This window comes from Paraburkholderia tropica (assembly GCF_900109265.1).
GTDB classification, from domain to species: Bacteria; Pseudomonadota; Gammaproteobacteria; order Burkholderiales; family Burkholderiaceae; genus Paraburkholderia; species Paraburkholderia tropica.
This window is the reverse complement of the sequence record NZ_FNZM01000020.1, coordinates 136,097-153,571: the sequence shown is the minus strand read 5'-3', so window position 1 is coordinate 153,571 and position 17,475 is coordinate 136,097. Positions and strand designations below refer to the sequence as shown.

General features: G+C 61.1%; 14 protein-coding genes. 8 read left to right on the top strand and 6 right to left on the bottom strand.

Annotated elements, in window-relative coordinates:
- The first annotated feature begins 79 nt into the window (after positions 1 to 79).
- On the top strand, positions 80 to 1,993 hold the full coding sequence (locus BMY06_RS29825; protein WP_074986780.1) for an ABCB family ABC transporter ATP-binding protein/permease: 1,914 nt from the start codon (positions 80 to 82) through the stop codon (positions 1,991 to 1,993).
- Positions 1,994 to 2,066: 73 nt separating this feature from the next.
- Here BMY06_RS29825 and murU read toward each other — a convergent pair whose 3' ends face one another.
- Both murU and BMY06_RS29815 read right to left on the bottom strand, forming a co-directional pair.
- On the bottom strand, positions 2,067 to 2,768 hold the full coding sequence (gene murU / locus BMY06_RS29820; protein ID WP_124262499.1) for an N-acetylmuramate alpha-1-phosphate uridylyltransferase MurU: 702 nt from the start codon (positions 2,766 to 2,768) through the stop codon (positions 2,067 to 2,069).
- Positions 2,769 to 2,840: 72 nt separating this feature from the next.
- Positions 2,841 to 3,902 (bottom strand): aminoglycoside phosphotransferase family protein, encoded by a 1,062-nt coding sequence (locus BMY06_RS29815; RefSeq protein WP_074986778.1) that lies wholly within the window; start codon positions 3,900 to 3,902, stop codon positions 2,841 to 2,843.
- 273 nt (positions 3,903 to 4,175) lie between these two features.
- On the opposite strand from BMY06_RS29815, the gene BMY06_RS29810 reads away from it, so the two are divergent.
- The 4 genes from BMY06_RS29810 (at position 4,176) to rsmA (ending at position 9,909) form a co-directional block, all read left to right on the top strand.
- A complete protein-coding gene (locus BMY06_RS29810) occupies positions 4,176 to 6,563 on the top strand; it encodes an LPS-assembly protein LptD (RefSeq protein WP_065059353.1) in 2,388 nt (795 codons plus the stop codon).
- A 94-nt stretch (positions 6,564 to 6,657) separates the two neighbouring features.
- The gene (locus BMY06_RS29805) at positions 6,658 to 8,019 is read left to right on the top strand and encodes a peptidylprolyl isomerase (RefSeq protein ID WP_080180642.1); all 1,362 of its coding nucleotides are present in this window, start codon (positions 6,658 to 6,660) and stop codon (positions 8,017 to 8,019) included.
- A gap of 19 nt (positions 8,020 to 8,038) precedes the next feature.
- Positions 8,039 to 9,061, top strand: a complete 1,023-nt coding sequence (gene pdxA, locus BMY06_RS29800) for a 4-hydroxythreonine-4-phosphate dehydrogenase PdxA (protein ID WP_074986777.1) — start codon at positions 8,039 to 8,041, stop codon at positions 9,059 to 9,061.
- A gap of 23 nt (positions 9,062 to 9,084) precedes the next feature.
- Positions 9,085 to 9,909 carry a 16S rRNA (adenine(1518)-N(6)/adenine(1519)-N(6))-dimethyltransferase RsmA gene (gene rsmA / locus BMY06_RS29795; RefSeq protein WP_065059350.1) on the top strand — a complete coding sequence of 275 codons (825 nt, stop codon included), beginning with the start codon at positions 9,085 to 9,087 and terminating at the stop codon, positions 9,907 to 9,909.
- A 119-nt stretch (positions 9,910 to 10,028) separates the two neighbouring features.
- Here rsmA and panE read toward each other — a convergent pair whose 3' ends face one another.
- Positions 10,029 to 10,979, bottom strand: a complete 951-nt coding sequence (gene panE, locus BMY06_RS29790) for a 2-dehydropantoate 2-reductase (protein ID WP_074986776.1) — start codon at positions 10,977 to 10,979, stop codon at positions 10,029 to 10,031.
- Between the two features lie 227 nt (positions 10,980 to 11,206).
- Between panE and gloA the strand changes: the two genes are divergently transcribed.
- From gloA to BMY06_RS39040, 3 genes are all read left to right on the top strand, one after another.
- Entirely contained in the window at positions 11,207 to 11,590 is a 384-nt protein-coding gene (gene gloA, locus BMY06_RS29785; protein ID WP_027817916.1) for a lactoylglutathione lyase, read from the top strand.
- Between the two features lie 467 nt (positions 11,591 to 12,057).
- Positions 12,058 to 13,155 (top strand): EpsG family protein, encoded by a 1,098-nt coding sequence (locus BMY06_RS29780; RefSeq protein ID WP_161495583.1) that lies wholly within the window; start codon positions 12,058 to 12,060, stop codon positions 13,153 to 13,155.
- Positions 13,130 to 14,320 carry a sialidase family protein gene (locus BMY06_RS39040; RefSeq protein WP_124263252.1) on the top strand — a complete coding sequence of 397 codons (1,191 nt, stop codon included), beginning with the start codon at positions 13,130 to 13,132 and terminating at the stop codon, positions 14,318 to 14,320. Before BMY06_RS29780 ends, BMY06_RS39040 begins: the two co-directional genes overlap by 26 nt.
- A 100-nt stretch (positions 14,321 to 14,420) precedes the next feature.
- Here BMY06_RS39040 and BMY06_RS29770 read toward each other — a convergent pair whose 3' ends face one another.
- The 3 genes from BMY06_RS29770 to BMY06_RS29760 are packed head-to-tail and all read right to left on the bottom strand — an operon-like array spanning position 14,421 to position 17,394.
- Entirely contained in the window at positions 14,421 to 15,356 is a 936-nt protein-coding gene (locus tag BMY06_RS29770) for a KpsF/GutQ family sugar-phosphate isomerase (RefSeq protein WP_074986774.1), read from the bottom strand.
- Between the two features lie 29 nt (positions 15,357 to 15,385).
- Complete coding sequence (kdsA, locus tag BMY06_RS29765) at positions 15,386 to 16,231, bottom strand: 3-deoxy-8-phosphooctulonate synthase (protein ID WP_074986773.1); 846 nt, start codon at positions 16,229 to 16,231, stop codon at positions 15,386 to 15,388.
- A 59-nt stretch (positions 16,232 to 16,290) separates the two neighbouring features.
- Positions 16,291 to 17,394, bottom strand: coding sequence for a glycosyltransferase (locus tag BMY06_RS29760; protein ID WP_074986801.1), 1,104 nt, complete (start codon positions 17,392 to 17,394; stop codon positions 16,291 to 16,293).
- Positions 17,395 to 17,475: the final 81 nt, after the last annotated feature.

Below are 17,475 nucleotides of genomic sequence, written 5' to 3'. Positions count from 1 at the left end.
ACGCGTCCCCCAATCTCGCCGTGCGCCGCGCCTCGACCTGCTGTCCTGCGTCGCGCCGCACGCTCATCGCCGTTCGCCCATGCGCCGTTTTTCCGCTTCCAACGAACCCGCGCCGCTCGCCACCGGGCCGCGCAACGACTGGCAGACCATCGTCTCGCTGCTGCCCTATCTCACCGCTTACAAGTGGCGTGTGGCGTTCGCGCTCACCTGCCTGATCGGCGCGAAGGTGGCCAATCTGGGCGTGCCCGTCGTGATGAAGCATATCGTCGACGGTCTCGCGCCCGTGCAGCATCTGACCGCGCTCGGCCGCGCCGAGCACGCGCCGGGCATCGTGCTGATGGGCGGCATCGGGCTGCTGGTGGTGGCGTATGCGGCGGTGCGTCTGTCGACTTCGCTGTTCACCGAGCTGCGCGAAATCCTTTTCTCGAAGGTCACCGAGAGCGCCGTGCGCCAGCTCGCGCTCAAGGTGTTCCGCCATCTGCACGCGCTCTCGTTGCGCTTTCATCTGGAGCGGCAGACGGGCGGCATGTCGCGCGACATCGAACGCGGCACGCGCGGCATCACGCAGCTCATTTCGTATTCGCTCTACAGCATCTTGCCGACGCTCGTGGAAGTGGGCCTCGTGCTGATCTTTTTCACCGTGAAATACGAGGCGTATTACGCGATCGTCACGCTGTGCGCGCTGGCCGCGTACATCGTCTTCACCGTGAAGGTGACCGAGTGGCGCACGCATTTTCGCCGCACGATGAACGAACTCGATTCGCGCGCGAACTCGCGTGCGATCGATTCGCTGATCAACTACGAGACGGTGAAATACTTCGGCAACGAAGAGTGGGAGACGAAGCGTTACGACGAGAACCTGCACCGCTATCGCGCGGCGGCGATCAAGTCGCAGCATTCGCTGTCGGCGCTGAACTTCGGGCAGCAGGCGATCATCGGCACGGGGCTTGTGTTCATTCTCTGGCGCGCGACTCAGGGCGTGATGGCGGGCAAGCTCACGCTCGGCGACCTCGTGCTCATCAACACCTTCATGCTGCAGCTCTACATTCCGCTGAATTTTCTCGGCGTGGTGTATCGCGAACTGAAGCAGAGCCTCACCGACATGGACCGCATGTTCACGCTGCTCACGGTCGCGCGCGAAGTGCCCGACGTGCCCAACGCGCCCGCGCTCGCGGTGCGCGGCGGCGAGGTGCGCTTCACGCACGTGGACTTCGCCTATGAGCCGTCGCGCCAGATCCTGCACGACGTAAGCTTCACGATTGCCGCGGGCACGACGACGGCGGTGGTGGGCCACAGCGGCTCGGGCAAGTCGACGCTCGCGCGCCTGCTGTTCCGCTTCTACGATCTCGATCGCGCCGCGGGCGGCACGATCACGATCGACGGCCAGGATATCCGCGACGTGACGCAGGATTCGCTGCGCGCGTCGATCGGCATCGTGCCGCAGGACACCGTGCTTTTCAACGATTCGATCTACTACAACATCGCCTACGGGCGGCCGTCGGCGAGCCGCGAGGAGGTGATCGCGGCGGCGCGCGCGGCGCATATTCACGCGTTCATCGAGAGCTTGCCGAAGGGCTATGACACGCCCGTGGGCGAGCGCGGCCTGAAGCTTTCGGGCGGCGAGAAGCAGCGCGTGGCGATCGCGCGCACGCTGCTCAAGAATCCGCCGATCCTGTTGTTCGACGAGGCGACGTCGGCGCTCGATTCGCGTTCGGAGCGCGCGATTCAGCATGAACTCGATTCGATCGCGCGCGACCGCACGACGCTCGTGATCGCGCACCGGCTGTCGACCGTCGTGCACGCCGAGCAGATTATCGTGATGGATCACGGACGTATCGTCGAACGCGGCACGCACGACGAACTGTTGCGCACGCAAGGGCATTACGCGCAGATGTGGGCGTTGCAGCAGCAGAAGGCCAGCGAGCCTGTGCAAGGCGATCAGGCTGATCAGGTCGATCCACGCGTGGCGGCGCCCGCGAACGGGGCGCATTGAAGCGGGATGAAGCGGCAGCGCGCGCCGTTCGTGCCTCGGCACGTCCCGCGCGCGTGTTGATGCCAATGAAGAATCAGCGCGGCGTTCTTGCGCGCAATTCCTCGTCGAGCGCCGCGAGTTGCGCGGGCGTGCCGACGTTTTCCCAGCGGCCTTCGAACAGCTCGCCGCTCGCGCACCGCGCCGCGATGGTTTCGCGGTAGTACGGCGTGAGCGCGCGCTTCGTGCCGCGCGGCAGGTCGTGGAACATGCGCGTGTCGTAAAGCCCGATGCTGCCGAACGTGTAGCGCGGCGCGCCGTCCAGCGCGAGCACGCCGTCGGCGCCCAGTGCGAAATCGCCGTTCGCGTGGAACGGCGGGTTCGGCACCATCACCAGATGCATGCCGGGCTGCGCGGCCGCCGCGAGCGTTTGGGCGGGCGCATCGAGTCGCGCGACATCGAAATCGCTGTAGATATCGCCGGCCACGCCCAGAAACACGCACGGCTCGGCGCCGTTTTCGAGCAGCGGCAGCGCCTGCGCGATACCGCCCGCGGTTTCCAGCGCCTCGTGCTCGGGCGAGTAGAGCAGACGCACGCCGAAGCGCGCGCCGTCGCCGAGCGCCGCTTCGAGCCGCTCGCCGAGCCACGCATGATTGATGACGATGCGCGTGTAGCCCGCCGCCGCGAGGCGCTCGATCTGCCACACGATCAGCGGCTTGCCGCCGGCTGCGAGCAGCGGTTTCGGACAGGTGTCGGTGAGCGGGCGCATGCGCTCGCCGCGTCCGGCGGCGAAGATCATCGCCGTACGCTCGAAACGGGCGCGCGTCATGGAATCGGCCTTGTCATGAAGTTGCAATGAAGAGGGGCAGGCTCAGAACGTATAGCCGGTTTCGACCGCCGTGCCGCGCAGCTCGTCGATGAAGCGCGCGAACGGCACGAGCGGACGGTAGCGGTGCGCGACCTTGCTCGCGTAATCGAGAAAGCGCGGCAGGTCGGCCATGTAATGCGGCTTGCCGTCGCGATAGTTGATGCGGCAGAACAGACCCAGCACCTTGATGTGGCGTTGCAGGCCCATCCATTCGAGCTGGCGGTAGAACTCGCCGAAGTCGGGATCGACGGGCAGGCCGGCCTTTTTTGCGCGCTCCCAGTAGTGCGCGAAGCAGTCGAGTTCGAACTCCTCGTCCCAGCCCAGGAACGCGTCGCGCAGCAGCGAGGCGACGTCGTAGGTGATCGGCCCTTCCACGGCGTCCTGGAAGTCGAGCACGCCGGGGTTCGGCGTGGCGATCATCAGGTTGCGCGGCATGAAATCGCGCAGCATGAACACCTGCGGCTGGGCGCGCGCGCTCGCGATCAGCAGCGCGAAGGTGCGGTCGAGCATGGCGCGCGTGGCGTCGTCGACCTTGCGGCCCAGATGGCGCTCCAGGAACCACTCCGGCAGCAGCTCCATCTCGCGGCGCAGGAAGGCTTCGTCGAAGACGGGCAGCACGCCCGGTTTGGTTTCGAGCTGGAAGCGGATCAGCGCGTCGAGCGCGTCGTGCATCAGCGCGCGCGAGCGCGGACCGGGACCGGCTTCGGTCAGCGCGGCGAGATAGGACGCGGTGCCGAGATCGGTCACCAGCATCAGCCCGGCATCGTAATCGACCTCCAGCACGCGCGGCACGTGCACGCCGGCCTGTTCGAGCAGTTGCGCGACCTGGACGAATTCGCGGCATTTTTCGGGCGGCGGGGCGTCGACGGCGATCAGCGTCGCGCCGTGCGCACCCGCGCTGGCGAGGCGGAAGTAGCGGCGAAAGCTCGCGTCGGCGGAGGCGGGCGCGAGCGTGGACAGGTCGAGGGCGTACTGTTGCGCATGGCCGGACAGCCAGGCGGCGAGCAGGTCGCGGCGGCCGTCGGGGGACGACGGCGCGGCGTTTGGCGGAGCAGGGAAGGTCATGTAACCGGAAGCAAAATCAGTGGAACAACGTCTTGCCATATAATACCCCACGACTTTTTTGACGCGACTCGCGCCAAAGCCCGCATGACGGTTCGCCCCCGCCGCACTGATGCCCAGTCCATCGTCCGATGAATTGTGAATATTGGTGCGTGCAGTTGCCTTGTACGCCTCGTTTGCCGCCGGTCCGGTTTCTCGCCCGGAGCGGCGCCGGGGCGCGAGAGGCGGCGGCCGGGACAGCGGGCAGGCGGCCGGGCCGATACGCCAAAACCATACATGCCGCCCAGACAGTTTTTCCAGACGATCTCCAATAGTGACGACGGCGTGCCGGGCAAGCGGCGGCTCATCGCGGCGCTCGTGGCCATGCCGGGTCTCGTGCCTGTGCTCGCGCACGCCCAGCTCGCGGGCGACGCCGCGCAGGCCGTGCCGCTGGACGGCGCGTGGAGTCTGCGCCTCGCGCCGCAGCTCGAGGACGTTCCGGCCGTTCCCGGCCATCGTCCCGCCACGTTCATCCTCGGCGACTCGACCACCGGCACCTCGGGCACCGACGCGGCCGTCAAGGGCGCGGCCGAGCTGCGCCAGGGCGGCAACATCGTCAAGGGCGACGCGCTGCATTACGACGTCGACACCGACATGGCCAACGCATATGGCAATGTCACCGTCGTGGAGAACGGCACCAGCTTCACCGGCCCTGAAGCGCATCTGCAGATCGGCGCGAGCGAAGGCTTCATGCCGACGCCGAAGTACCATTTTTCGATGACGGGCGGCTCCGGCAGCGCGGAGCGCGCCGACCTGCTCGACAACGAGCGCTCGGTGCTCACGAACGGCACCTACACGGCCTGCCAGTGCTCGACGAATCCCGCCTGGTACATCAAGGGCACGGAGTTCGACTTCGACACGGGCGCCGACGAAGGCGTTGCGCATAACAGCGTGCTGTTCTTCCAGAACGTGCCGATCTTCGCGAGCCCGTGGATCTCGTTCCCGCTCTCGGGCGACCGCCGCAGCGGCCTCTTGCCGCCGACGTTCTCGCTCAGCTCGACGAACGGCTACGAAATCGCGCTGCCGTATTACTTCAACATCGCGCCGAACCGCGACTTCACGTTCACGCCCGAGCTCATCACGAAGCGCGGCGTGTTCCTGCAGGGCAACTACCGGTATCTGTCGGCCAATTACTCGGGCTCGATCACCGGCACGTTCCTGCCCGACGACGCGATCACGAAGACCAACCGCTACGCGCTGTTCATCCAGCACAACCAGAACTTCGGCAACGGGTTCGGCGGTTACATCTACTACAACAAGGTCTCGGACAACACCTATCCGGAAGACCTGGCGTCGCCGGCCAACCAGTTCCTGAACGGCACCCAGCTGCTGTACCAGCAGGAAGCCGGCGTCACCTACAACAACGGACCGTGGTCCGTGCTCGGCCGCTACCAGCACTGGCAGACGCTGTATCCGTCGGTCGCGCCGTATGGCCGCGAGCCCGAGCTGAACGTAAAGTACGCGAAGTACAACGTCGGCGGCTTCGACTACGGCATGGAAGCCGACTACTCGCGCTTCCGCATCACCGAGGACGACGCGACCGAAGGCGACCGCGTCGTCTTCAATCCGTACCTGTCGTATTCGCTGATGGGGCCGGGTTACTTCGTCACGCCGAAGGTGCAGTGGCACTTCGCGTCGTACAACCTGAGCAACATCGGCACGCCGGGCACGACGTTCGGCTCGCCGGTCGGCACGCCCAAGAGCTTCACCGAATCGGTTCCCACCTTCAGCTTCGACACGGGTCTCGTGTTCGACCGCTCGGTGCATCTGTTCGGCCAGGACTACATCCAGACCCTCGAGCCGCGCCTGTACTATGTGTACACGCCTTACCGCAACCAGGAGTTCGCGCCCCTTTTCGATACCGCCGAGGCCGACTTCGGGCTCGCGGAGATCTTCACGCCGAACACCTTCGTCGGCAACGACCGCATCGCCGACGCGAACCGCCTGACGGCCGCGATCACCACGCGTTTCCTCGACCCGGCCACGGGCGACGAGCGCGCGCGTTTCGTGCTCGCGCAGCAGTACTATTTCAGCGACCAGCGCGTCACGCTCACGCAGGATCAGACGACCACGGGCGCGGCGCATTCCGACCTGATCGCAGGCATGTCGCTGAAGGTCGGGGGCGGTTTCGCGTCGGAAACTGCGTTCCAATATAATGCCGACGATAATCGTCTGGAGAAGGCGAGCGTCGGTTTTGGCTACAGCCCGGGTCCGAGCCGCGTGCTCAACGTTGCGTATCGCTACACGCGCGAGAACAACACCACGCTCGACAACCAGCCGATCAACCAGATCCTGATCTCGGCCCAATGGCCGTTTTCGCACCGGGTGTACGCGGTGGGCCGCTTCAACTACGATCTGAACGGTCACAAGATCGTCGACGGTCTGCTGGGTTTGCAGTACGACGCAGATTGCTGGGCGCTGGGCGTGGGTATCCAGCGCTACGCGAACGGGGTCAACACGACGGGCGGCAACAATTCGGCCACGCGTTTTCTCGCACAGCTCACGCTCAAGGGGCTGTCGAACGTCGACAACGGGCTGGTGGCGGCGTTCAAGGCCAGCGTGCCGGGTTACACGGCGCTGCCTGGACAGCCGCCGTTGCCGTCGCGCTTCACGGACTATCAATGACGCGCCATCCGGTCCGATGGACCGGCACGGCGCGCAGTGGGTTGCTTAGAGACGGGCGAAGCTGCCCGCCAACTTTGGAGTATCTGTGGGAATCATGAAAAAGCTTCGACTGGCAGCGTACGCTGCGAGCCTCTTCGCCGTCGCAGGACTGTTGCCGGCCGCGCCGGCGCAAGCACAGCAACTGTCGGCCCCGGGCGGCCAGACTGTCGACACGATTGCCGCGATCGTCAACGATGGCGTGATCACGCAACGCGAACTCGACGAGCGCGCCGCGCTCATCACGCGCCGCCTGACCCAGCAGAACGCGCCGGTGCCGCCCACCGACCAGCTGCGCGCGCAGGTCCTGAACCAGATGGTGCTCGAACGCATCCAGCTGCAAAAGGCGAAGGAAGACGGCATTTCCATCGACGACGCCTCCGTGAACCGCACGCTCGAGCGCCTCGCCCAGGCCAACGGCATGGATCTCGCGACCTATCGCGCGCGCATCGAAGCCGCCGGCGTGCCCTGGTCGACGTTCACGCGCGACGCGCGCACCGAACTCACGCTCTCGAAGCTGCGCGAGAAGGAAGTGGACAGCAAGATCTCGGTGTCGGACGCCGAAGTCGCGAACTACATCGCCAGCCAGCGCGGACCGAACGCGGGCCAGCAAAGCGACCTGCACTTCGAGCACATCTTCATCAAGGCGCCGCTGAACGCGTCGGAAACCGACATCGAAGCCGCGCAGAAGAAGGCCGACGCGCTCCTGAAGGAAGCGCAGTCGGGCAGCAAGTTCTCGAGCCTCGCGAAGTCGAACTCGCAGGCGCCGGACGCCAGCAAGGGCGGCGACATGGGCTTCCTCGCACCGTCGAAGCTGCCGCAGGAATTCGTGACCGCGGCGTCCACGCTGCGTCCGGGCGAGATCAACCCTTCGGTGATCCGCACCAACGACGGCTTTGAAATCGTTCGCCTCGTCGAGCGCCGTCAGGGCCAGGGCACGAGCGCGTCCGCGCCGCAACTGGTGCAGACGCACGTGCGCCACATCCTGCTGCGCGTGGGCGACGGCATGTCGGAACCGGAAGCGCGCCAGAAGCTGCTGGAAATCCGCCGTGAAGTGGCGGCGGGCGGCGACTTCGCCAAGTTCGCGCGGACCTACTCGCAGGACGGCTCGGCTTCGCAGGGCGGCGACCTCGGCTGGATCAGCCCGGGCGAGACCGTGCCGGAATTCGAGCGCGCCATGAACACGCTGCAGGACGGCCAGATCAGCGAGCCGGTGCGCACCGAATACGGTTATCACCTGATCCAGGTGCTGGGCCGCCGCGAAGCCGAAGGCTCGGTTGCGCAGCAGATGGACCTCGCGCGTCAGGCTATTGGCCAGCGCAAGGCGGAACAGGCCTACGCCGACTGGCTGCGCCAGCTGCGCGACAGCGCCTACGTCGACTACAAGATCAGCGGCATGACGCCGCCGCAGCAACACTGATCGATCAAGGACGCACGCCGTGAACGCCCCCGCTTCTTCGACTTCAGCTCCGCGGGGGCCGCGGCCGCTCCGCATCGCCATCACGACCGGCGAGCCCGCCGGCGTCGGTCCCGAACTCACCGCCGCGGCCCTCGCGGGCGCCTCGGCGCACTGGCCCGGCGCCGAATTCGTGGTGCTGGGCGATCAAACCCTCATGGCGGCGCGCGCCGCCGCGGTGGGCGTCGACTGGGCAGCCGTGCTGGCGGGCGGCAAGGTCAGCGTGGAACACGTGGCGCTCGCCGCGCCCGCGCCGGCCGGCAAGCTCGACGCCGCCAACGGTCCCTATGTGCTCGCCTTGCTCGACCGCGCCATCGACGGCGCCGTGGCACAGAATTACGACGCCATCGTCACCGCGCCGCTGCAAAAGAGCACGATCAACGACGCGGGTGTGCCGTTCACCGGCCACACCGAATATCTCGCCGAACGCACGCACACGCCGCGCGTGGTGATGATGCTCGCGGGCACCGGCGCGCGGCCGCTGCGCGTGGCGCTCGCGACCACGCATCTGCCGCTCAAGGACGTCTCGGCGGCGCTGACGATCGACGGTCTCGTCGAAACGCTGCGCATCATCGACCACGACCTGCGCCACCATTTCGGCGTGCCCGCGCCGCGCATTCTCGTCACTGGGCTGAATCCGCACGCGGGCGAGAACGGTTATCTGGGCCGCGAGGAAATCGACACCATTGCGCCCGCGCTGGCCAAGGCTGCGGCAGAGGGTATCGATGCACGCGGTCCGTATCCCGCCGACACGCTGTTCCAGCCGCGCTATCTGAAAGACGCCGACTGCGTGCTGGCGATGTTCCACGATCAGGGCCTGCCGGTCCTGAAATACGCGACGTTCGGGGAGGGCATCAACGTGACGCTGGGCCTGCCGATCGTGCGCACTTCGGTCGATCATGGCACCGCGCTCGACCTCGCCGGCACGGGCCGCGCGGACGCGGGCAGCCTGATCGCCGCCATCGACACGGCGGTTTCGATGGCGCGCCACCGGCGCACCGTCTGACCGCCGTCACTGATTTCACGAAGATGTCCAATAGCAGCAGCAAGCACCAGGGCCACTTCGCGCGCAAGCGCTTCGGCCAGAACTTCCTCGTCGACACGGGCGTGATCGACTCGATCGTCGACGTCATTCGCCCGCAGCGTGGCGAACGCATGGTCGAGATCGGGCCAGGCCTCGGCGCGCTCACCGCGCCGCTCATCGAACGCCTCGCCACGCCCGAAGCGCCGCTGCACGCGGTCGAACTCGACCGCGACCTGATCGGACGGCTCACGAAGAAGTTCGGGCCGCTGCTCGAACTGCACGCAGGCGACGCGCTCGCCTTCGACTTCGGCTCGCTTGCCGCGCCGGGCGAGAAGCCGACGCTGCGCATCGTCGGCAATCTGCCGTACAACATTTCGAGCCCGCTGCTGTTTCACCTCGCCACGTTCGCCGAGCGCGTGATCGACCAGCATTTCATGCTGCAGAACGAGGTGGTCGAGCGCATGGTCGCGGAGCCGGGCACCAAGGCGTTCAGCCGCCTCACGGTGATGCTGCAGTACCGCTACGTGATGGACAAAATGCTCGACGTGCCGCCCGAGTCGTTCCAGCCGCCCCCGAAGGTGGACTCGGCGATCGTGCGCATGATTCCGTTCGCGCCGCACGAACTGCCGAAGGTCGACGCCGCGCTGCTCGGCGAAATGGTGACGGCCGCCTTCTCACAGCGTCGCAAGATGTTGCGCAATACGCTGTCGGACTATCGCGATCGCGTGGATTTCGACGCGCTCGGTTTCGACCTGCAACGCCGTGCGGAAGACGTGCCGGTGGACGAATACGTGCGCGTGGCGCAGGCGCTCGGCAACGCGCAAGCCTGACCCAGCCGCGGTCCCGATAAAAAAGGCGCGATGGCTCTGGCCACCGCGCCTTTTGTTTTGCCGCGCGTTTTGCCACGCGGTCCTGGTGTGACGTTTTTGCGCGCAGTGCGGGCCGAGGCTCAGCCTTCGCCGCGCAACGCCTCGTAGGCCTTGAGCTGGCTATAGACGATGCGCAGCACCGACAGCTCGCTCGACGCGCGCTGCGCCGCGCCGCCGCGGCGGATCAGGTCGCCGAGGATGTGATCGGCTTCGATGCGTGAGCCGTTCTGCACGTCGCGCAGCATCGACGCCGTGAGCGACGAGCCGGTGGCGAACAGCATGCCGCGCGAGCGTTCGAGGAAGCTGTCGCGCACCGCGTGACCGTGCTCGGCCGCGATCGCGCGGCACTCCGCGAAGATGCGCTCGATGGTCGCCGCGCCGTCGGGCGTCGCGACGATTGCGCCGATGGGCGCGCGAAAGAGGCAAGTGCTGCCCGCGAGCGACGCGAGAAATACCCACTTTTCCCACATTTCCTGAAGGATGCGCTCGCTCGCCTTGATGATGAAGCCGGCGTTGCCGAAGGTATCGGCGATGGCCTGCGCACGCGCCGAGATGCCGCCGCCCAGCTCGCCGAACGTGATCGCCTGCGAGTCGTTCAGATGCACGATTTCGCGCTGCTCGTTGAGCGTGGACGCGATCAGGCAGACGCCGCCGAGCACGGCCTGGGTGCCGAAGCGCGCCTGCAGCACGTCGAGATGACGCATGCCGTTGAGCAGCGGCAGGATGGCGGTCTCGGGACCGACGGCGGCGGCGAACGAGTCGATCGCACTGTCGAGATCATAGGCCTTGCAACTGAGCAGCACGAGGTCGAACGGCTGCGTGCCGGGCGCTTCGAGCGCCTCGCGCGTGACCGTCTTCGGGTCGCGCAGCGTGAGATCGCCCGCGTGCGGGCTGCGGATCACGAGACCGTGCTCGCGCATCTGCGCCGCGCGCGCGTCGCGCACGAGAAACGTCACGTCGCGCCCGGCCGCGGCGAGCCGCCCGCCGAAATAGCCCCCAGTCGCCCCCGCACCTACCACCAGAATCCGCATATCGACTCCTTTCTATTCTCTCGTTGAACGCAAGCCAGACCGGACGCCGCACTCCTGCGGCGTCCGGTGAAATCGGGATGGCGAACATGCTAGAGCAAATCGGACAGGCTTGCCTGGCGCGGTGGAGCGGGGGGAGCGGGGGGAGCGGGTGGGGCGGCGTCGGCAGGGGCGGCGGGATTTTGGTACAGTCCGGGTTCTGACGTTGGCAAAAAACGGAGTCCACCACAATGCGCCTGCTGCACACGATGATCCGGGTCGGCGACCTCGACCGCTCGATCAAGTTCTACACCGAATTGCTCGGCATGAAACTGCTGCGCCGCGAAGACTATCCCGATGGCAAGTTCACGCTGGCGTTCGTCGGTTACACCGATGAGCGCGACGGCACCGTCATCGAACTGACGCACAACTGGGACACGCCGTCGTACGACCTCGGCACGGGTTTCGGCCATCTGGCCGTTGAAGTCGAAGATGCCTATGCCGCGTGCGCGAAGATCAAGGAGCAGGGCGGCACCGTGGTGCGCGAAGCCGGCCCGATGAAGCACGGCACGACGGTCATCGCGTTCGTTACCGACCCGGATGGGTACAAGATCGAGTTTATTCAGAAGAAATGAGGGTGCTCGGGAGGAGGCGATTGCCTCCTTTTTTGTGATCCATATGATTCGAGATCCTAATTAAATTGATTGTGTCGATTGCCTCCCGCTAAAGCGTGCGGTACGCAAGAAGGCTGCTATGCAAGTCAGGTCTGGCGTAGAGAGCAAGCGTTGTCTTCGGAGTTCCACCGTCAGTATCTCGATTTTTCCTCGATTCTTAACGTGTTTTATGAGATTTGTTCGGCGTTTATAATTTCCAGTCAAATTTCAAGGTGGCTTCTTGAATAAAATTTCTCTCTTGGCGATGCCTAAGTTGATGTGATCTTTTTTAACAAAATTAGAATTTTAAAAATGCGATGTTGGACTATCGACTAATCGATTGTGCTTGGAGTCGTCAATCTATAAGGTGGTGTTTTTTGATATCCATCTTGTCGGTTTTTTTGACTTTTCCATTCTTGACGCTTTGCCTGATTTTATCGATATTGGTCTTGTTATCGGCCAAGTATGAATCGGGCAGGGTTGCGAATCTATCTTTTTGTCTTCTTTCGGCTGTTGTTCTTGCGCCGTTAATAGCGACCAAATTGCCATTGGATAGATTGGGAAATGACAAGGCTCAATATCTCAGTTTCATGAATATAATGGGCGCGTCTGGCGTTCGGGAGTTTTTGAAAGTCCAGCCAGAGCTACTTTCATTCTCTGCAATATTTTTGGCGTGGAAAATAGCAGGGCCCACGGATGTGGCATTCTTTCTACTGTTCGTGGTGTTTTTTTTGCTTGCGCTGTTAGCAGTATGGCGAGCCGATTATCGTGCAGTTCCACTATTCCTTATAATTACTCTGGCATCATCAGCTTTTTACTCGTCTTACGGAAACGTAATTCGTCAAGCGATGGCATTTCCATTTATTTTCCTTCTGGCTCAGGAGAAAAAAAGGAAATACATGTTGATGTTCGCGTTCCTAGCGACAATTGCACATATACCGAGTCTGATGGTCACAATGCCATATGTTCTGTACCGATTTTTCGGGCGTTTGGTGATATGGCCGATTGGGGTTTTATCGGGAATCATATTTATTTTTTCAAAATTCTTTGTGCAAGGATTGTCCGTACTTGGAGGAGACGGAGGCGGCTATCTGTCAAAAAAAGCGGAAATATATACTAACTGGAATTCGTTCAGCGTCATCGGCGTTGTGATTATGACCCTGGCGATTGCCTTGGTTAATAATATAGTTTGGAAGAGAGTTTTAGGAAGTCATAAATTTGATGACGAAAGCATTGGGAGGGGGCTTGTTTATCAACTTCTTTGTTTTTCTAATTTTTGCCTATTCCCGATATTTGCAACGTTGAGCCTGTCAAAGGTGGTTGAGCGCGTATATATATATTTCTTCGTTATTTCTATATTTTATCTGTCGGTCGCGATCCCTAAAATTCGCAGCGACATGTGGAAATTCGTGGCATGTCTGGCAATCGTCGCGTACTCGGCATTCGGAATATCAAAAAATCTTCTGGCTCAAGACTTGTTGTACGGCGGGCAGACGGATAAATATGTTACCGGAAATTTGATTGAAATATATGAATTCGTTTTTTGAAGCAAGATCTTCTTTGTTTAAGTTGTTAATCATTTTTTTATGGATTTTTCCTGAGTTCGTAAGTGCGGCTCAGCGATTTCTGGTGCCAGTCGATTTCCCCGGCGTTCCTATTGCACATAGCGAAGCTCGTACTGGGATTTATCTTGGTACGCCCGCAATTCTCGTATTAGAGAAAGGGGATTATCTTGTGTCACATGATAGTTTTGGCCCCATTTCAGAGCGTAACGGTGTTGCGATTTATAAATCCCTAGACAGAGGCAAGAGCTGGAGTAAGGTCGCGCAATTGCACGATCAATATTATTCGTCCCTTTTTTTGAGCCACGGTATCCCCTATATCGTAGGGCTTAGCCGTTACGAAGGGGTCCCCGTGATTCGGCGCTCGATGGATGGTGGACGGACGTGGTCGAATCCGGTCGACGCAGACCACGGTCTTCTCGCAAGTGGGGGCAAATTTTTCTCAGCTGCAGTTCCGGTTGTAGTCGCGAACAATCGCATCTGGCACCCAATGGAAACGATCCGTTCCAACGGTGTTTGGGCAGGCGTGATGTCGGCGAGTGTAAATAGTGATTTGATGAAGGCGAGCAGTTGGACTTTTAGCGAAGGACTCGGTCCAGATCCAAACTGGCTGGGTGGAGATTTTCACGGCTGGCTGGAGGGTAACGTTGTCGTAGACCCTTCAGGCAAATTGATCGATCTCTTGCGGGTTTACTACAATGCACTTCCAGAAAAGGCTGCAATTATTTCAATCGATAGCAACGGCAAGGCACTGGTATTTGATTCCGATGGCGGCTTTATAGATATGCCTGGAGGAGGGAAGAAGTTCACAGTTCGCTACGATGCCACTTCTCGAAGCTATTGGTCGCTAACGAATGCGGTAACAGATTCAAGTTACAGTGGAACGAACTTCGAACGCGCGCGGAATACGCTTGCGCTCGTATCGTCACGTGACCTCCGTGCGTGGACCGTTTGTCGTATCGTCCTGCATAGCGACGACGAAAAGAAACACGGATTTCAATACGCCGATTGGGTTGTCGACGGGGACGATATCGTCGCCGCCGTTCGCACCGCATTTGATGATGACACTGGGGGCGCACACTCGTCGCATGATTCGAACTACATTACCTTTTTGCGCGTGTCCGAGTTTCGATCTGCACCGTGCCGGTGACAACGTGTTGTGCTCCGGCTGAGGATTTCGGCAGGGCGCGGAGGAAGCTAGCGAATGTGATCTATGGCATCGCCGATGTCTTCGCCTGCAATGCTTCGAACTATTTCCTGAACACCCCAACAATCCCTCCATCCTGAGAAACCAGCAGCGCCCCGATACTGTGTCTCTGCATCAGATCCAGTGCGTCTTCGACACGAGTCCCGCGCGGAATCATTACTGGATCGATGGACATAATGTCGGCAGCTCGACGCGCAAACAGCTGATCGCCGAAGCGTTCAATGGCGCGGCGAATGTCTCCGTCGGTGATGATTCCCCAACTGTTCCCGCGTCTGACAATCGCTAACCCGAGCCGACCTTGAGTCATCGCGCGAAAGACCTCGATCGCTTTTGTGTTCTCGTCGACGAACGGAAGATTTTCCGTGACCATCTCGTCATCGACTGTCGCGAGCAGGCGACGACCGAGCGATCCACCCGGATGGAAGCGAGCGAAATGCTCGGGTCGAAAGTCTCGCGCTCGCATTAGCGTGATTGCTAGAGCATCGCCCAAAGCGAGAGATGCTGTTGTCGACGATGTTGGCGCAAGCTGAAAAGGGCAAGCTTCACGTTCGACGCCAACATCCAGATGCGAGCGCGCGGCGCGAGCGAGTGTTGACTCTGCATTCCCGGTCATTGCGATCAGATAATTGCCGTTGCTTCTGAGAAAGGCAAGTAACTTCACAACTTCTTTGGTTTCTCCGGAATTCGATATCGCAAGAAAGATATCGGTGGGCGTTACCATGCCCAGGTCGCCATGGTAAGCCTCGCCAGGATGCATGAAAAATGCAGGCGTGCCTGTGCTAGCAAGCGTTGCTGCGATCTTGCGTCCAATAATCCCGGATTTCCCCATTCCACACACGATAACGCGACCAGACGATCGAAGAATCGCGTCAACAGAGACTTCAAATTCAGTGCCGAGTCTCTGGCGCAACGCCTCGATTGCTTCTGCTTCGAGTGAAAGCACCTCCCGCGCAATTGATGTGTAGTCGAGCTTTGACATGCTTGAGGTCCTTGCCGCTGCTTGTTTATTCATTTGATGTCGATTTTCGGTAGTCGCTTGACCACGTCGTCGATCTGCTTCATTTGCTCCAGGAACGCCTGCAAGTTGTGCAGCGGAAGCGCGCTGGGACCATCGCACAAAGCGTTGTCGGGATCGGGGTGCGCCTCCAGGAAAAGGCCACCAATTCCAGCCGCCATACCCGCACGCGCTAACTCGACGATTTGCCTTCGCCGGCCACCGGACGCGTCGTCAAGCGGATTTCGGCATTGAAGACTATGTGTCACATCGAAAATCACCGGCGCGCCGCCAGTCACCTCATCCATTTGCCGGAATCCCAGCATGTCGACGACCAGATTGTCGTAGCCGAACGAAGCACCGCGTTCGCAGATCATGACTCGGTCGTTACCGGCTTCACGACATTTGCCAACAAGATGTTTCACCTGCGGCGGGCTCATGAACTGCGGCTTCTTGAAATTGATTGCGCTTCCCGTACGCGCTGCAGCGACAACCAGGTCGGTCTGGCGTGCAAGAAAAGCAGGAATTTGCAGCACATCGGCAACTTGCGAGACCACATCAGCCTGCAGCGGCTCGTGAATGTCCGTAATGATCGGAACGTCGAATCGCGACTTGATATCGGCCAGCAACTGCAGGCCTTTTTCGAGACCGAGACCCCGAAACGAGTCCATCGAAGAGCGGTTGGCTTTATCAAACGATGCTTTGAACACATAAGGGATGCCGAGTGCGTGCGTCACCTCCTGAAAATGGCTACATACTTCGAACGCCTGTTCGCGATCGGCAAGTACGTTTAAGCCGCCAAAGAGCACGAAGGGAAGATCGTTGGCTACTTCGATATGTGCGTTAACGCGTGTTCTCAAGTTTTCACCTAAATTATTGGGCGACGGGGATGGTGTGCTTCGGCGCGATTGCGCGTCGTTCAGACAGGGCGGCACGCAAAGGCCGTGGCATAGGTCGTCAGAAGATCGGCGAAAAATCGGTCCTCGGAAAAGCGCCTGCGCGCAACTGAACTGGCATGCGAGGCCATGTCAGCGTAGAGTTTTCTGTCGTCGAGGATCCGCGTAATGAGGATCGCTGCTTCACTTGCGTCGGTATAGATGGCTCCGTCGTGCATGTGCTGCACGACATCGACATTGCCCGCGCAGCTTGAGACGATTGGCGGCGTCCCGACGACCATGGCTTCGATAACCGATACAGGCATGCCTTCCCACGACGAAGTCGACAGATAGATTCCACTTCGGCGCACGCGCTCAAAGACGCTCTGTCTGCTCATCCATCCGGTGACTTCCACGCCAGCTTCACGCAATTCTTTCTCGAAGATCGCGTCACCTTCGCCGATCCACAGAAATTGCAACCCGCGCCCAATCAGTCTGCGCGCGATATCGGCAAAGAGGCGTGGATTCTTCTGCGTGCGAATGCCGCCAACTGTCACGACGACGCGGCGATTTGCCTGAATATTCTCTTTGGCTTCCGGTTGAGAGAGCGCCGCAACATCGACAGCGTTTTCGACGACCGTGGCTCGCTGACGCAGGCTTCTCCAAATCTCGTCACGTTCGCTTTCCGAGCAAGCGATATACGTTGCACGTTTCAGGCATCCGATGCGCTCCAGCATTACGTAGGCAAACTTCTTCATGGGCGAAATGTCGCGACGCATGAACGAGATGCAGTGGGGACTATAGAAACAGGTAGAACGCGAGCGCATCCCAAGTAGCGCCATCCTGCCAATGAATCCGGCAAACGACGAATGGAGATGCACGATATCCGGATCGAGACGGGAGAAGTACGCGCGTAGCTCCATAATCGATTTGAACGATCTGGAACCGTTCATCTGGATGCGCGTCAACGTGATGCGTGAATCAAACAGTTCTCGCAAGTTCTTCGGCGTGTCTTCTCGAATTGAGTAGATGATATGGACGACATGGCCTTCGCGAGCGAGCCGGTTTGCGATAAGGCACACCATTGACAGGGTGCCGGTTGCCGTCGATTCGACAACGTGCACAACCTTGAGCGGGCGTACTTCCATGCTGCTACCAGCTAACACCGAGACCACCAATCCACGCGGTAGGTGGTCCATTGATGATATCGGGAGAGAAAAATTCAATAA

What these genes read in the sequence shown, in the direction of transcription:
- panE (WP_074986776.1), bottom strand. Translation starts at nt 10,979, where the DNA reads ATGCGGATTCTGGTGGTAGGTGCGGGGGCGACTGGGGGCTATTTCGGC.
- BMY06_RS29815 (WP_074986778.1), bottom strand. Translation starts at nt 3,902, where the DNA reads ATGACCTTCCCTGCTCCGCCAAACGCCGCGCCGTCGTCCCCCGACGGC.
- rsmA (WP_065059350.1), top strand. Translation starts at nt 9,085, where the DNA reads ATGTCCAATAGCAGCAGCAAGCACCAGGGCCACTTCGCGCGCAAGCGC.
- murU (WP_124262499.1), bottom strand. Translation starts at nt 2,768, where the DNA reads ATGATCTTCGCCGCCGGACGCGGCGAGCGCATGCGCCCGCTCACCGAC.
- BMY06_RS29760 (WP_074986801.1), bottom strand. Translation starts at nt 17,394, where the DNA reads ATGGAAGTACGCCCGCTCAAGGTTGTGCACGTTGTCGAATCGACGGCA.
- BMY06_RS29805 (WP_080180642.1), top strand. Translation starts at nt 6,658, where the DNA reads ATGAAAAAGCTTCGACTGGCAGCGTACGCTGCGAGCCTCTTCGCCGTC.
- BMY06_RS29810 (WP_065059353.1), top strand. Translation starts at nt 4,176, where the DNA reads ATGCCGCCCAGACAGTTTTTCCAGACGATCTCCAATAGTGACGACGGC.
- gloA (WP_027817916.1), top strand. Translation starts at nt 11,207, where the DNA reads ATGCGCCTGCTGCACACGATGATCCGGGTCGGCGACCTCGACCGCTCG.
- BMY06_RS29825 (WP_074986780.1), top strand. Translation starts at nt 80, where the DNA reads ATGCGCCGTTTTTCCGCTTCCAACGAACCCGCGCCGCTCGCCACCGGG.
- BMY06_RS29770 (WP_074986774.1), bottom strand. Translation starts at nt 15,356, where the DNA reads ATGTCAAAGCTCGACTACACATCAATTGCGCGGGAGGTGCTTTCACTC.